The organism is Nostoc sp. CALU 1950, assembly GCF_051172895.1.
Taxonomy (GTDB): domain Bacteria; phylum Cyanobacteriota; class Cyanobacteriia; order Cyanobacteriales; family Nostocaceae; genus Nostoc; species Nostoc edaphicum_A.
The window spans coordinates 13,359-29,093 of record NZ_JBDNJQ010000102.1; the positions used below are offsets into that span (position 1 = coordinate 13,359).

Sequence of the window (15,735 nt, forward strand, 5' to 3'; positions counted from 1 at the left end):
TATTCCCTAGCCCTTGTAGATACAGCATCTGATGTAGCTACAGATTGATATTGGGCAATTACCACTACAGATCCTCTATTAGTAATTTGTAACGAGAGTCAGCGTCATGACAGACACAGCAACTACCACTACCAGCCTCAATAAGTTCGAGAAATTCAAGGCTCAAAAAGATGGACTCGCCATCAAGAGCGAGATAGAGAAATTTGCCGCCCTCGGCTGGGAAGCAATGGACGAAATCGATCGAGATCATCGGCTCAAGTGGGTAGGCGTGTTTTTTCGCCCAGTTACCCCAGGCAAATTTATGATGCGGTTACGGATGCCTAACGGTATTCTTTCCAGCAGTCAGATGCGTGTTTTGGCTGAAGTGGTGCAGCGTTACGGTGATGATGGCTGCGCTGATATTACTACGAGACAGAACATTCAATTACGGGGGATCAGAATTGAAGATTTACCAGATATCTTTAATAGATTTCACGCAGTTGGTTTAACCACTATCCAATCAGGGATGGATAACGTCCGCAACATCACAGGCGATCCTGTGGCGGGGTTAGATGCAGATGAGTTGTACGACACACGAGAGTTGGTACAGCAAATTCAAGATATGCTCACCAACAAAGGCGAAGGAAACCCAGAGTTTAGCAACTTACCACGGAAGTTTAATATTGCGATCGCAGGTGGAAGAGACAATTCAGTTCACGCTGAAATAAACGATTTAGCTTTTGTACCAGCATTTAAGGAAGCAGGGGAGCAGGGGAGCAGGGGAGCGGAGGAGCAAAATTTCCCCTCGACCCATTCCCACCTAAAAGTTTTCGGCTTTAACGTTTTAGTCGGTGGCTTTTTCTCAGCTAAACGTTGTGAGGCGGCGATTCCTCTGAATGCTTGGGTTCTTCCTGAAGATGTAGTAGCTGTATGTAGAGCCGTTTTGGAAGTATTTCGTGATCATGGCCCGCGTGCTAATCGGCAAAAATCACGCCTGATGTGGCTAATTGATGAATGGGGTTTAGAAAAGTTTCGAGCAGAAGTAGAAAGCCGTTTGGGTAAATCATTTTTACCCGCAGCAGCAAAAGACGAAATCGACTGGGAAAAACGCGACCACATCGGGGTATATAAACAAAAACAAGCAGGGTTAAATTATGTAGGCTTGCACATTCCTGTCGGGCGGTTGTATGCCGAAGATATGTTTGAAATTGCGCGACTAGCGGAAGTTTACGGTACTGGCGAAATCCGTTTTACAGTTGAGCAAAACATTGTTATCCCCAATATTGCTGAATCGCGTTTAGAAATATTTTCAACAGAACCGTTGCTGGAAAGGTTTTCGATTAATCCTGGTTTACTGGCGCGATCGCTAGTATCTTGCACAGGTGCACAATTTTGCAACTTTGCCCTCATCGAAACCAAAAACCGCGCCCTGGAAATGATTAAAGCCTTAGAAGAAGACTTAACTTTCACCAAACCAGTGCGAATTCACTGGACAGGATGCCCCAACTCTTGCGGACAACCCCAAGTTGCAGATATCGGCTTGATGGGAACTAAAACTCGCAAAAATGGCAAAACCTTGGAAGGTGTTGACATATATATGGGCGGCAAAGTTGGCAAAGACGCTCATTTAGGAACTTGCGTTATCAAAGGCATACCATGCGAAGATTTGCAGCCAGTATTGCAAGAATTACTAATCAAAAACTTTGGGGCAAAGCTCAAGCAAGAAGCTTTAGTAATTAACAGTTAGTAAGTAGGTAGGGATCATTAAACATGAAATAAAATCCTAGTTCGTAGTGGGTGAGCAAGGATTATTAGGACTAAATTCCTCACTACAAACTTGAATTTATTTACGCCTCGCTACTTAATTGCTAGTGCTTAAAAAATGACAAAAAATCAAGGAAAAATGAAAAATATTTCGCGCAGAAAATTTATTTTAACGACCACTACTGCGGCGGCGGCTTCGATCCTGGCTCATGGTTGTTCTTCCGGTAGCAATACAGCCTCAACAGGTGGTAATGCCCCCTCTGCGGCTCCGGCTGCCAATGTCTCTACAGTAGCTAATGCGCCAAAAGTAGAAACAAGCAAAGCCAAATTAGGATTCATCGCTCTAACTGATGCTGCTCCCCTAATTATTGCTAAAGAAAAGGGTTTCTTTGCCAAATACGGCATGACTGATGTTGAGGTCATCAAACAAAAATCTTGGCCTGTTACCCGTGATAATTTAAAAATCGGCTCATCTGGCGGTGGTATTGATGGCGCACACATCCTCAGCCCCATGCCTTATTTGATGACCATCAACGATAAAGTGCCAATGTATCTTTTGGCAAGATTAAATACTAATGGTCAGGCTATTTCTGTTGCAAATAAATTTAAAAACCTGAATGTAAAATTAGAAAGTAAGGCGCTGAAAGAAGCTGCGAATCTTGCCAAAGCCGAGCAAAAAGCCTTGAAATTTGGTATGACTTTTCCTGGCGGCACTCACGATTTATGGATGCGCTATTGGCTAGCGGCTGGCGGCATTAATCCAGATCAAGATGTGGTTTTATCGCCTGTACCACCACCGCAAATGGTGGCAAATATGAAAGTCAGCACCATCGATTCTTTCTGTGTGGGAGAGCCTTGGAACGCTCAATTGGTGAACCAAAAATTAGGCTATTCAGCTTTAGTTACAGGCGAGTTGTGGAAAGATCACCCAGAAAAAGCTTTTGCAATGCGGAAAGATTGGGTTGATCAAAATCCTAATGCTGCACAGGCATTGTTGATGGCAGTTTTGGAAGCTCAACAATGGTGCGATCGCGCCGAAAATAAAGAGGAAATGTGCAAAATATGTTCTGATCGTAAATACTTTAATGTTGCCGTTGCAGATATTTTAGAAAGGTCTAAAGGCAATATTGACTTCGGCGATGGACGGACTGAGCAAAACTTTTCGCATCCGATGAAGTTCTGGGTAGATAATGCTTCCTATCCTTACAAAAGCCATGATGTTTGGTTTTTAACAGAAGAAATTCGCTGGGGCTATTTACCAAAAGATACTAAAGTTCAAGAAATAGTTAATCAAGTGAATAAAGAGGACTTGTGGAAACAAGCAGCTAAAGCTATTGGTGTTGCTGATTCTGAAATTCCTAAGAGTAGTTCTCGTGGAGTTGAGACTTTCTTCGATGGTGTGAAATTTGACCCTGAAAAGCCAGAGGAATATTTGCAAAGTTTGAAAATTAAGAAGGTTTAATGAAGCCTTTAGGGATAATGAAATATCCAACATAATCTTAGTTTTTAGCGAGAATAATCTCTCTAATGGCAGGGGTTTTAGGACTGAAGTTCTTACTACAAACTTTAATTTTTTCGCTTGGCTACATAAAGAAAACTGGAGAAAAAAGGTAATGGCAGCTATTCTTGGAAGTCGCAATTTCAGAAAAAATAACCGCAAAAATTTCAATAAATTAGTTTCGCAAAAAATTGTGCCGCCACTGGTAGCCTTAGCTATTTTTTTAGTAATTTGGCAACTAGTTTGTTTAACTCCTAACTTTGGTTTACCTGGCCCAATAGAAACATTTTCAGAAACTTGGAACCCTTTTATCATCGATCCATTTTTCGATAATGGAGAAAGTGATAAAGGCTTGGGCTGGCAGATACTTAGTAGTTTGGGACGAGTTGCTTTAGGCTTTTCGCTAGCAGCAATTGTTGGCGTTGCATTGGGAATTTTTGTTGGTGCTAATAAGTTACTTTATAATGCCGTAGATCCTATTTTTCAAGTGTTGCGGACAGTACCGCCTCTAGCATGGCTACCAATTTCCCTGGCAGCATTTCAACAAGCGAATCCTTCAGCTATTTTCGTGATTTTCATTACATCCATTTGGCCGATTGTGATCAACACCACGGTGGGCGTACAACAAATTCCTCAAGACTATGTAAACGTAGCTAGAGTTTTACGTTTGAAAGGACTAAAGTATTTCCTAAAAGTTGTGTTTCCTGCAACTGTTCCTTATATATTCACAGGGTTACGCATTGGCATTGGTTTATCTTGGCTAGCAATCGTTGCAGCAGAGATGTTAGTCGGCGGCGTGGGAATTGGTTCATTTATTTGGGATGCTTACAACACAACCACAGAAACTAACTTAAGCGAAATTATCCTCGCACTAATTTATGTTGGTTTGGTCGGATTGATTCTAGATAGAATGGTTGGCTTTATAGCCAGCAAAGTTGTCCCCGAATAACAAAAGTAGTCACTAAGAACAAATGACCAAGGACAAATGATAAAGGACTAATGACCAATGACTACTTTTGTTGAAGTTGACCACATTGACCGTGTATTTGAACTTCCGAATGGCGGCAAATATATTGCTCTAAAAAACATTGAATTGAAAATCCAGCAAGGGGAATTTGTTTCTCTAATTGGACATTCTGGTTGTGGTAAGTCTACTTTGCTCAACATCATTGCAGGTTTAGATAGAGCAAGTGTTGGCGGTGTGACTTTGGAAGGGCGGGAAGTTAGAGAACCCAGCCCAGATCGGATGGTTGTGTTTCAAAACTACTCTTTGCTGCCTTGGTTAACAGTACGGGAAAATATCGCCCTAGCTGTGGATGAAGTGTACAAGGGTAAGCCCAAAGGCGATCGCAGAAGCATTATCGAAGAACATATCGATATGGTGGGGCTGCGTCTGGCGGCGAATAAACGTCCTAGCGAGTTATCTGGGGGAATGAAACAACGGGTAGCGATCGCTCGCGCCCTAGCAACCCGCCCCAAGTTATTACTGCTAGACGAACCCTTTGGGGCGTTGGATGCCCTAACACGGGGTAGTTTGCAAGAGCAACTGATGAAAATCTGCAACGAACACAACGTTACTTGTGTGATGGTGACACACGACGTAGATGAAGCGCTGTTATTGAGCGATCGCGTTGTCATGCTCACTAATGGCCCAGAAGCTCATATCGGGCAAATCCTCGAAGTGCCTATCCCTCGCCCACGTCAACGCTTGGAAGTCGTCAAACATCCCAGCTACTACAGTCTGCGGAATGAAATGATTTACTTCCTCAACCAACAAAAGCTGGTTAAGAAACGCAAAGCACAGCAGACTTCAGCACCAGTAGCCATATCCCGCAACGGCTTAGAAAAAGTCAATCTAGAAATTGGCTTTATGCCTCTGACTGATGCTGCACCTTTAATCGTTGCTCAAGAAAAAGGCTTCTTTGCCCAGTACGGTTTAGAAAATATCACCCTCACTCGTGCTAATAGCTGGAAGGAAATAGCTCAAGGGGTTGTTACTGGCAAATTAGATGCAGCCCAAATGCTGGCGGGAATGCCCTTAGCCCTAACTTTGGGTGCTGGTGGTAAAAAACCAATTCCTATAATCAATGCCCTAAATATCTCTCGCAATGCGAACGCCATCACCTTAAGCAAAAGATTGTATAACCAAGGTGTCAGAAATCTGGCTGGCTTAAAAACAGCAATTAACGCTGCTCCCGACCAAATTCTAACTTTGGGTGTAGCTCACTCTACTTCAATGGTGAACCTAATCCTGCGTTATTGGCTGGCGGCTGGTGGCATCGATCCCGATCAAGATGTCAGCCTAACAGTGATTCCACCAATGGAAATGGTTTCTCAACTCAAAGCCGGAAATATTGACGGTTACTGTGCTGGAGAACCTTGGAATTATATTGCTGTTCATCAAGAATTAGGCTTCGTTGCCGCCACAGCTTTAGAAATTTGGTCAGGACAGCCGAAAAAAGTTTTGGGAGTGCGGGAAGATTGGGCGCAGAAATATCCAGAAACTTATCTTGCTCTGCTTAAAGCACTGTTAGAAGCTTGTAAATACTGTGATGATTTCCGCAACCGCGAAGAAATTTTAGAAATAATCTGCCGTCCTGAGTACTTAGACATAGATCCTGTATATGTTCGTCCTGGTTTCGTCGATCGCTACGATCGCGGCGATGGTACAGAACCACAAGAATTTAAAGCATACAACCAGTTTTATCTCAATCAAACCAACTATCCCAACCGCACTGAAATTTTGTGGATGGCCACTCAGATGGCACGTTGGGGTTTAACACCCTTCCCGAAAAACTGGGTGGAGGTAATTGAAAGAGTCTGTCGCACAGACATATTTGGTGCTGCTGCCCGCGACCTCGGCTTACTCGATATCGGAGAAGATGACCCTGTTCACTTATTTGATGGGAAAGTTTTTAACCCATCAGAGCCGATAGAGTATCTCAAAAGCTTGGAAATTAAACGGCAAATACGTATTGAAGAAGTATTTCTTTAGTCATTGGTCATTAGTCATTAGTCATTGGTCATTTGTGACTGACAAAGAACAAATAACAAACTACCCATAGATAAACTTACGATGCAAATAGTAAACAGCAAAACCCAAATTAATCAACAGCAAACGAAAAAAGCAGAAAATTTTTTGGTGATTGAAGGTGTAAGCAAAATTTATCCAACTTCTGAAGGCCCTTACACCGTACTGGATGGAGTTGACCTGAAAGTGCGCGAGGGCGAATTCGTTTGCATAATCGGTCACTCTGGCTGCGGCAAATCAACTCTGCTCAACATGGTTTCCGGGTTTAACACTCCCACCGATGGTATTGTCCTGCTGCAAGACAAACCCATCACCGAACCAGGCCCAGACCGGATGATGGTATTCCAAAATTATTGTCTACTGCCTTGGCTGAGTGTCTTTGATAACGTTTATCTCGCTGTTGATTCGGTGTTTCCTAAAAAACCCCAGGCAGAAAAACGGGCGATCGTCAGAGAACATTTGGCAATGGTGGGACTCACAGAAGCAGCTGACAAAAAACCCAATCAGCTTTCTGGTGGGATGAAACAGCGAGTTGCGATCGCTCGTGCCCTCTCCATCCGTCCCCAAGTTTTGATTCTCGATGAACCTTTTGGGGCATTAGATGCCATCACAAAAGAGGAATTACAAGAAGAACTCCTGGAAATCTGGCGTGAACATCAAGTCACCGTACTAATGATTACTCATGACATCGATGAAGCGCTTTTCCTCGCAGACAGAGTTGTGATGATGACTAACGGCCCATCTGCTCACATTGGCGAAATCCTGAATATTCCCTTCTCCCGTCCCCGCAATCGTCGCCGCATCATGGAAGACCCGGAATACTACAACCTGCGAAACTACGCTCTAGACTTCCTCTTCCGTCGATTTGCTCACACTGACGAGTAATTACCGCTTTGCAGAGTCATTTGTCAAGAGTAGACGCGATTAATCGCGTCTCTACAAGAGTCAAGGGTCACTAATTATTTTCTTCCCTTACCTCCCCTGCCTCCCCTGCTCCCCTGCCTCCCCTGCTCCCCCTGCTCCCCCTGCTTCCCTACCGTCCTCTTCAATTAGGAAGATTGCAATGCTTAAAGGATTATTTTCATTCAGCGATCGCTACCGCATTTTACATCAAACTTGGTTTGCCTTCTTTCTCACCTTTGTCTGTTGGTTTAACTTTGCTCCCTTCGCTACAACTATTGGCAAAGAACTAAGTTTAGCGCCTGAGCAAATCAAGACTTTGGGCATCTGTAACCTGGCCCTTACAATTCCTGCACGGCTCATTATTGGGATGCTTCTGGATCGTTTTGGCCCCAGAATCACCTATTCTATGCTGCTAATGTTTGCGGTTGTCCCTTGTTTGGCGACGGCGTTAGCGCAAGATTTTAATCAACTAGTCATCAGTCGTTTGCTGATGGGAATTGTCGGATCTGGGTTTGTTGTGGGTATCCGCATGGTGGCGGAATGGTTCCAGCCGAAGGAAATGGGAATTGCTCAAGGCATTTATGGCGGTTGGGGCAACTTTGGGGCTTTTGGCGCAGAGTTCGCTTTGCCGATACTTGCAGTTTCTACTAGCTTTTTTGCTGGTGGTGCTTCTAACTGGCGATTTGCGATCGCACTTACAGGGATCATTACAGCCATCTACGGCGTAATTTATTACAACAGCGTTCAAGATACACCCACTGGCAAAGTCTACAAGAAGCCTAAGAAAAATGGTTCCCTAGAAGTGACTAGTATCAAAAGCTTCTGGGCGCTGATTGCCTCAAATTTTGGTTTGATTTTCGCTCTAGGTTTATTAGCTTGGCGCTTAGAACAAAAGAATATTCACTTCTTGACTTTGAGCCAAATGTATCTGGCTTGGTTGCTATTAGCAGGATTGTTTGCTTACCAAAGTTACCAAGCTTGGCAGGTAAACCGAGAACTTCTAACTGGTAAAAAAACTTACGCTCCATCTGAACGCTTCCAATTTGGTCAAGTAGCTTTACTGGAATTCACTTACATCACTAACTTTGGTAGCGAATTGGCAGTTGTTTCTATGCTCCCGGCATTTTTTGAAAAAACCTTTGCTTTAGAGCATGTTGTCGCTGGAATGATTGCCGCTACCTACCCTTTCTTAAATTTGGTTTCTCGTCCCAGTGGTGGCTTAATTTCTGATAAATTTAGTTCCCGTAAATGGACAATGACAATTATCAGTATTGGCATTGGTTTTAGTTATTTGACAGCACATTTTATTAATAGTAGCTGGCCAATTCCGCTAGCGATCGCAGTTACAATGTTTGCCGCTTACTTTGCCCAAGCTGGCTGCGGTGCAACCTACAGCATCGTACCCATGATTAAGAAGGAAGCCACTGGACAAATTGCCGGCAATGTGGGAGCTTACGGGAATTTTGGCGGCGTAGTTTACCTGACAATTTTTAGCTTAACCGACGCTCCAACGCTATTTACCACGATGGGTATAGCTGCTTTAGTCTGTGCTTTTATGTGTGCCTTCTTCCTCAAAGAACCAAAAGGTTCCTTTGCCGCTGCTTATGAAGGCGAAGCACCAGAAACCGCAACTAAAAATCCTAACTTTTTAGCAGAAGAATAAACCTGTCATAAATTCTTATAGTTCGTAGCGAATAGACTCAAACAAACTTTGCGCGACGGCAGTCGCTACAACGGGGGGAACCCCCGCAACGCGCTGCCTCCCCTCTGCGTTTAAATTTCACCCCTCAATTCACCACGATTTTACGCAAAGCTGTATTAACTTGCGCTTTTCAAACAGTCGCTACATCTGAGGTTGCACAATCAAAACAAAAAAATAATACAACCGCCATGAGTGAATTTACCAAAACCCTTTGTCCTTACTGTGGTGTTGGCTGTGGTTTAGAAGTTTCACCTCCAGCCCAACATAACAAAGCAACTAATCGAGATAGCCAAGGTAATCCAATTTGGCGGGTGCGGGGTGATAAAGCTCATCCATCTAGTCAAGGAATGGTTTGCGTCAAAGGTGCAACGATCGCAGAATCTTTAGATAAAAATAGATTACATTACCCAATGGTGCGAGACTCTTTAGATCAAGAGTTTCGCCGCGTTAGTTGGGATGAAGCTTTTGATCTCATCACGCAGCGCATTCAAACTGTGCGCTTCACTCAAGGCCCAGAAGCCTTATGTATGTATGGTTCTGGTCAGTTTCAAACTGAGGATTATTACATAGCCCAGAAACTCATGAAAGGCTGTCTGGGTACTAATAATTTTGATGCTAACTCACGTTTGTGTATGTCTAGTGCTGTGTCTGGCTACATTCAAAGCTTTGGCTCAGATGGCCCGCCCTGCTGTTACGAAGACTTGGAATTAACTGACTGTGCATTTTTAATTGGCACTAATACGGCTGAATGTCATCCCATCGTTTTCAACCGACTGGAGAAGTATCACAAAAAGAACCGCAAAGTCAAGATGATTGTGGTTGATCCCCGTCGCACGCCAACCGCAGAAGCCGCTGACTTGCATTTAGCCATTCGTCCCGGTACAGATATCGACCTGTTGAACGGCATCGCTCACTTGTTGATGCGCTGGGACTACATCGACACCATGTTCATGGAGGACTGCACTAGCAACTTTCCGGCTTATGCGGAAGTGATTCGCCACTATCCCCCAGAAATAGTAGCTCATCGATGTGGAATCAGCATTGAAGATTTAGAAACAGCAGCTCGCTACTGGGGGGAATCGAAGCGGGTACTGTCTTTATGGTCAATGGGTGTGAATCAATCCTCGGAAGGAACAGCCAAGGTAAGAACGATCATTAACCTGCACCTGATGACTGGACAGATTGGCAAACCTGGCGCTGGCCCTTTTTCCCTCACAGGTCAGCCAAACGCAATGGGAGGAAGAGAAGCCGGAGGTTTGGCGCATTTATTACCGGGTTATCGGGTGGTGAAAAATCCCCAGCACCGCGCAGAAGTTGAGGAGTTTTGGGGACTCAAGCCGGGACAAATTTCGCCCAATCCCGGTATGAGTGTTTGGGATATGATTACTGGGTTGGAAAATGATGCTGTAGGGTTACTGTGGATTGCGGCTACTAATCCAGCTGTAAGTATGCCAGATTTAGAGCGGACGAAAAAGGCGTTATTGCGATCGCCTTTTACCATCTACCAAGATGCCTATTATCCTACAGAAACCTCTGCCTACGCTCACGTTTTGCTACCAGCAGCCCAGTGGGGTGAAAAAACTGGTGTAATGACAAACTCTGAACGAGTGGTAACTTTGTGTCAAGCATTCCGCCAACCGCCAAGAGAAGCGAAAGCAGATTGGGAAATTTTTGCCGAAGTTGGACGGAGATTAGGTTTTGAAAAAGAATTTGCCTTTGCTAACTCTGCCGAAGTTTATGCTGAGTTTGTCAAACTAACTAAAACTCGCCCCTGCGATATGACGGGTATCAGTCACGCGCAATTACAATTAGAAGGGCCGATTCAATGGCCTCATCCTGAAGAGAGCAGGGGGAGCAGAGGAGCAGGGGAGGCAGGGGAGGCAGGGGGAGAAATCTCTCGAAAGCGGTTATATACTGATTTGCGCTTTCACACTCCTGATGGACGCGCTCGATTTGGGGCATATTACTCAAAGGGATTGGCAGAACCACCAGACCCAGATTATCCATTTGTGCTAACTAATGGACGACTTTACGGACACTGGCATACCCAGACACGCACCGGTCGAATTGAAAAAATTTGCAAAATGCATCCCGCACCGTTTATCGAAATTCATCCCCGTGATGCTGCTAAGTTAGGTATTGTAGATAATCAGAGTGTAGAAGTGCGATCGCGTCGGGGTAAAGCGAAGTTTCCTGCTAAAGTCACAAAAGCGATCGCGCCTGGTACAGTTTTTGTCCCCATGCACTGGGGTTCGCTGTGGGCAGATAATGCCGAAGCTAACGCCCTCACCCATCCAGAATCTTGCCCCGATTCGCTGCAACCAGAATTAAAAGCCTGTGCGGTACAGTTGATACCAATTTCTGTGGAAGTCACAATCAAAAATCATCAACTCCAATCCTCACAATGGTAAGCTGCTAAGTGTACCTCTAAAGTGCTAATTTATAATCAGAAATAAGCTATTTTGTCAATCATCAATACTCAATAGTTATTATTATTTTTTATGACTCTCTAATTTTGACTGTTACCAATTACCATATCTAAAGAGGCTAAATCTCTAGTTAATAAAGATTTTACTAGCATCTATTTTAGCTATGGATAAAGAAAAAAACAGATAAAAAACTTATAAAGCATTGGTAAGGCATTTTTTTTAATCCTCTAGATTTATCTATAGGATTTTCTTTTATTTTAGAATCGGGTGCAGCATTATGAAAAAGTTACTGAGACGAATTTTAGGAGCTACCAAAGATGAGAACTTCATGCACTTTATTGAAAACATAGAAGTGCTAGTTTCTAAAGCTCTATCTCTGTTCATGGTAGTTGTAATTTTGGTAGCGATCGCAGATTTAGGATTCTTTATTTTTAAAGAGTTATTTACAGTTCCTTATGGGAAGTTTAACACAACACTATATAAAATTTTCGGTTTATTTTTAAATATTTTAATTGCTTTAGAAATCTTAGAAAATATTACAGCATATTTGCGAAAACACGTTTTTCAGGTTGAATTAGTTATTGTTACTTCTTTAATAGCAGTTGCCAGAAAAATTATTATTCTTGACTTAGAAAAAGTTGGAGGTATTGATATAATTGGTTTAGGGATAGCTATTCTTGCCTTATCAATTAGTTATTTAATAATTCGTCTCAGTAATTCCAAAGATGCAAGTTAATTGAAGGAGGCAGAAGGCAGGAGGCAGGAGGCAGAAGTTACAAAGATTCCCCATTCCCAATTCACCATCAACTTTAGGTTTGCCGAACAATGACAGATTTCTTTGAATTTGAAGCAGACTTTGTTGATTCCCTGCGTTGCATTCCTATGCAGGTGCGTTGCAAATTAGATACTTGTGGCATCAAGCTAAAATTGCCTGATTGGAATCAAATGACTACAGCCGAGCGTCAAGCTTTAGCCGAATTACCTTGCACTACAGAAACGGAAATCCAGTCTTACCGCGAACATATCCAGCAGTTAATTTTACAACGCACGGGTATACCAGCGAAAAAATTGCCCATCGAGCCTCATCCCGCATGGCTTGACTCTGCTAATGTACCACCTAGCGTTCAAGAAAAAGCTCAAGAAATAGGTGTAACCCTGACACAGCAAAAGTGGGCAGTTTTAACGCCCTTACAGCGTTTTGCCTTGATTAAACTCAGCCAGCCAGGACATGAAAATAAAAACTTTCCCAGAGCGATCGCAGAATTTCATCTGCTTTAATGTTTTTGTCTGGAAACGCGACTCAATTGCTCTCGTAAGTCTGCCCATGTAATGCCTTCTAGGCTAGGTAAGACAACATGAGCGGCTCCAACTCGTTCAAAGGGGCCAAGTCCTACTGCCCACATGCCAGCTGCGAGAGCTGCCTCAACGCCCGCAGCGGCATCTTCTACAACCACAGATTGCTCTGGTTCAATTCCTAGCTGCTTGGCTGCGTATAGAAATAGGTCGGGTGCTGGCTTTGGTTGCTGCACACTATAACCATCAGCGATCGCATCTATTTTGTCAGCAATGCCCAATCGCTCGATCACAGTCTGGGCATTTTTACTAGCTGAACCAATACCGATTTTAATCCCAGCTTGCCGCAGTTCATCCAAGAGGGCGATCGCACCTGGCAACAAATCCTGGGGTGTCATATTTTGGATCAATTCCACATAGTAGCGATTCTTCCGCTCCATCATCTCCTGGATTTGTGCTTCCGAATACAGCCTATCTCCAAGAATTAGCATGAGGGAAGCACGACGGGATACACCCCGTAGCGCCTCGTTAGCCTCCCGATTAAACGGTATACCCTCTTCATCTGCTAGCTTTTTCCAACCTAAATAGTGAAGTTCTGCTGTATCTGTTAGTACACCATCTAGATCGAAGATGAATCCTTGGATGTTGGGGGATTGGGGATTGGGGATTGGGGATTGGGGATTGGGGATTGGGAATTGGGAATTGGGGATTGGGGATTGGAGATTGGGGATTGGGGATTGGGAATTGGGAATTGGGGATTGGGAATTGAGGATTGAGGATTGGCTATTCCCTTTGTCCCCTTGTCCCCTTGTCTCCCAGTCCCCAGTCCCCAGTCCCCAGTCCCCAGTCCCCAATCCCCCATGCAGATCGAAGTCGTGCCATTTCCCGCGCCAGTGCAGTTTAAACTTCAGGCGCGTCCAGCCTGGGGGCAAATGGGGGTTGGCTACGGGCCCGTTTTCGGTTAGTTGAATGCCGCCGAACCCAAAAATTACAGCTTGCCAAATGCCACCAGCACTAGCGCCGTGAATTCCATCACTGGTGTTACCTCGGTTATCTTCAAGATCCACCATTAACGCCCGTATAAACAGTTCGTAAGCTTCGATTGATTTGCTCAAATCTGAAGCTAAGATTGCGTGAACTGCTGGGCCAAGGGACGAACCATAGGTAATATCCGTGCGGGGTGCGTAGTAGTCCCAGTTGGTCTGCAACGCTTTTTCGCTGTAAGGAAAATCTGCTGATTCCCGCATTAAATAAAGCAGCATCAAGATATCTGGCTGCTTGATTACTTGATATTTGTTGATTTTCTCAACACCCAAGATAGCTTGCATGGATCGATCGCGCCCTTCATAATCTGCTAAATCGATATCTTCCAATTGAAAAAATCCCTCGTACTGCTCAATTAGTTCTGTTGATGGGTCATAGAGAAACAATATTTTGGCGATGATATCTTGCCAGTGCGATCGCTCTTGAGAGGTGAGTTTTAGTTTCTGTTCTAGTTCAGTCGCTCGTTCGGGAAATTTGTCAGTCAACCAATCATAAACTGCGATCGCTTTCTCTAGATGCCATTGCGCCATCCGGTTTGTAAAGGCGTTGTTGTGGACTAATTCATGGTATTCATCCGCTCCAATCACTCCCCGAATTTCGTATTGTTCGCGCTCAGAATTGAATTCGACTCGGCTACCCCAAAAGATAGCGGCATCCAAAATCACCTCTGCGCCGACCTTTTGCATCCAGTCATCATCACCAGTGGCTTGCCAGTAGTTCCAAATGGCGTAAGGTATATCTGCATTGATATGAATTTCGCGATCGCGGCACCAAATCCGCACGTCTTCACCATAAAAATTACTTTCGAGTGCCCAACGTGGTGTTACTTCATCTCCGGTAACAGCACTTTCCCAGGCAAACATTGCCCCTTTATATCCGTAATGGGCTGCTTTGCGTTGCGCTCCTGGTAAGGTGTGCCAGCGGTAACTGAGTAAATTACGAGCGATCGCTGGTTGGGTAAACAGAAACAAGGGCAGCATAAAAATTTCTGTATCCCAAAAAATATGACCGCGATAGCCAAACCCCGAAAGAGTTTTCGCCGGAATGCTCACCCGATCATCATGGCATGGAGCCGCAATCAGCAGTTGAAATAGATTGTAGCGAACAGCAAAAGTAGCTGTGCTATCCCCCTCAATGAGGATGTCACTTTGCTGCCAAACCTCATCCCACGCCTGCTCATGGGCTTTTAATAAGGTTGCGTAGTCTGGGAGTTGCGCGAGTTTTTCTTGAGCGGCTAGGACTGGTGTTTCCACCTCCCGTGAGGTGAAAACTGTCACGAGTTTTTCTACAGTTACAGTCTGTTGCGCTTTACCCAAAAAGGTCGTGCTTAAAGTGGGATAACCAGGTGCGGTACTGACTTGTAAAGATGCTTCAGTGCCCGATATTGTCACCTTAGCTGCCATACAGAGTTCAATTCGGGAACTGCGGGTGCGGCGTTGCAACCAGATTCCTTGGTCGGTTTTGCCTTGATCTAGTCCTTCCCAGTGATTGAAACCCTGGTTTTCTGGATAGCCATTGATACTAGCTTGAACTTCAATTGATCCATCAAAATCTACTGGCGTTAAATGGCAGCGTAGCGCCAACACATGCGGATCTGCAAGACTAGCAAAGCGTTCAAAGCCAATGTCTATAGTGTTTCCACTAGGAGAGCGCCAACGTAAAGAACGGCTGAGAAGTCCCTGACGTAAATCAAGCTGGCGATCATAGCGCAATATCTCACCTTGATCGAGACGGAAGCGATCGCCATTCACAATCACTATCAAGGGTAGCCAGTCAGGGCAATTTACCAGTTCAGTGTACACCACCGGCACATCGTCGTAGACACCGTGGATAAAAGTAGCTGGCAATGCATGAGGATAACCTTCCTCAAAACAGCCCCTTGTTCCCAGGTATCCATTGCCGATTGTAAAGACGGTTTCTTTAGAGTGCAATTGCTCAGGGTCAAACTGGGTTTCGATTAATATCCAATCTGTGTAGATAAAATGGCGAGAACGACCTTTTGTGTGCATAAGTTGGGGAATGGGGATTTTGAGCTTTTGAGGTGGATGAACGGAGTTCTGAGGTGGATGAACGGAGTTCTGAGGTGGATGAA

10 protein-coding genes are annotated in these 15,735 nt (G+C 44.4%); 9 read left to right on the plus strand and 1 reads right to left on the minus strand.

Translation table 11 applies throughout. The annotated features are described in order from the left end of the window. Positions 1 to 106 precede the first annotated feature (106 nt). The 9 genes from ABF638_RS24300 to ABF638_RS24340 all read left to right on the plus strand — a co-directional run bounded on the left by ABF638_RS24300 (position 107) and on the right by ABF638_RS24340 (position 12,584). Positions 107 to 1,726 carry a ferredoxin--nitrite reductase gene (locus ABF638_RS24300; protein WP_435025494.1) on the plus strand — a complete coding sequence of 540 codons (1,620 nt, stop codon included), beginning with the start codon at positions 107 to 109 and terminating at the stop codon, positions 1,724 to 1,726. Positions 1,727 to 1,882: 156 nt separating this feature from the next. Then, on the plus strand, positions 1,883 to 3,205 hold the full coding sequence (locus tag ABF638_RS24305; protein ID WP_435025495.1) for a CmpA/NrtA family ABC transporter substrate-binding protein: 1,323 nt from the start codon (positions 1,883 to 1,885) through the stop codon (positions 3,203 to 3,205). Between the two features lie 151 nt (positions 3,206 to 3,356). Next, entirely contained in the window at positions 3,357 to 4,190 is an 834-nt protein-coding gene (gene ntrB / locus ABF638_RS24310; protein ID WP_435025496.1) for a nitrate ABC transporter permease, read from the plus strand. Between the two features lie 57 nt (positions 4,191 to 4,247). Further along, a complete protein-coding gene (locus tag ABF638_RS24315) occupies positions 4,248 to 6,236 on the plus strand; it encodes a nitrate ABC transporter ATP-binding protein (RefSeq protein ID WP_435025497.1) in 1,989 nt (662 codons plus the stop codon). A gap of 81 nt (positions 6,237 to 6,317) precedes the next feature. Beyond that, positions 6,318 to 7,157, plus strand: coding sequence for a nitrate ABC transporter ATP-binding protein (locus ABF638_RS24320; protein WP_435025498.1), 840 nt, complete (start codon positions 6,318 to 6,320; stop codon positions 7,155 to 7,157). 178 nt (positions 7,158 to 7,335) lie between these two features. Continuing rightward, the gene (locus tag ABF638_RS24325) at positions 7,336 to 8,838 is read left to right on the plus strand and encodes a NarK family nitrate/nitrite MFS transporter (RefSeq protein ID WP_435025499.1); all 1,503 of its coding nucleotides are present in this window, start codon (positions 7,336 to 7,338) and stop codon (positions 8,836 to 8,838) included. A 227-nt stretch (positions 8,839 to 9,065) separates the two neighbouring features. Further along, positions 9,066 to 11,288 carry a molybdopterin oxidoreductase family protein gene (locus ABF638_RS24330; RefSeq protein WP_435025500.1) on the plus strand — a complete coding sequence of 741 codons (2,223 nt, stop codon included), beginning with the start codon at positions 9,066 to 9,068 and terminating at the stop codon, positions 11,286 to 11,288. 295 nt (positions 11,289 to 11,583) lie between these two features. Then, on the plus strand, positions 11,584 to 12,042 hold the full coding sequence (locus tag ABF638_RS24335) for a phosphate-starvation-inducible PsiE family protein (RefSeq protein ID WP_435025501.1): 459 nt from the start codon (positions 11,584 to 11,586) through the stop codon (positions 12,040 to 12,042). 89 nt (positions 12,043 to 12,131) lie between these two features. After that, entirely contained in the window at positions 12,132 to 12,584 is a 453-nt protein-coding gene (locus ABF638_RS24340; protein WP_435025502.1) for a nitrate reductase associated protein, read from the plus strand. Here ABF638_RS24340 and pgmB read toward each other — a convergent pair. Continuing rightward, positions 12,581 to 15,652: a beta-phosphoglucomutase gene (gene pgmB, locus ABF638_RS24345; RefSeq protein WP_435025503.1), complete on the minus strand. Its 3,072-nt coding sequence runs from the start codon at positions 15,650 to 15,652 to the stop codon at positions 12,581 to 12,583. The genes ABF638_RS24340 and pgmB overlap by 4 nt on opposite strands. Positions 15,653 to 15,735 lie beyond the last annotated feature (83 nt).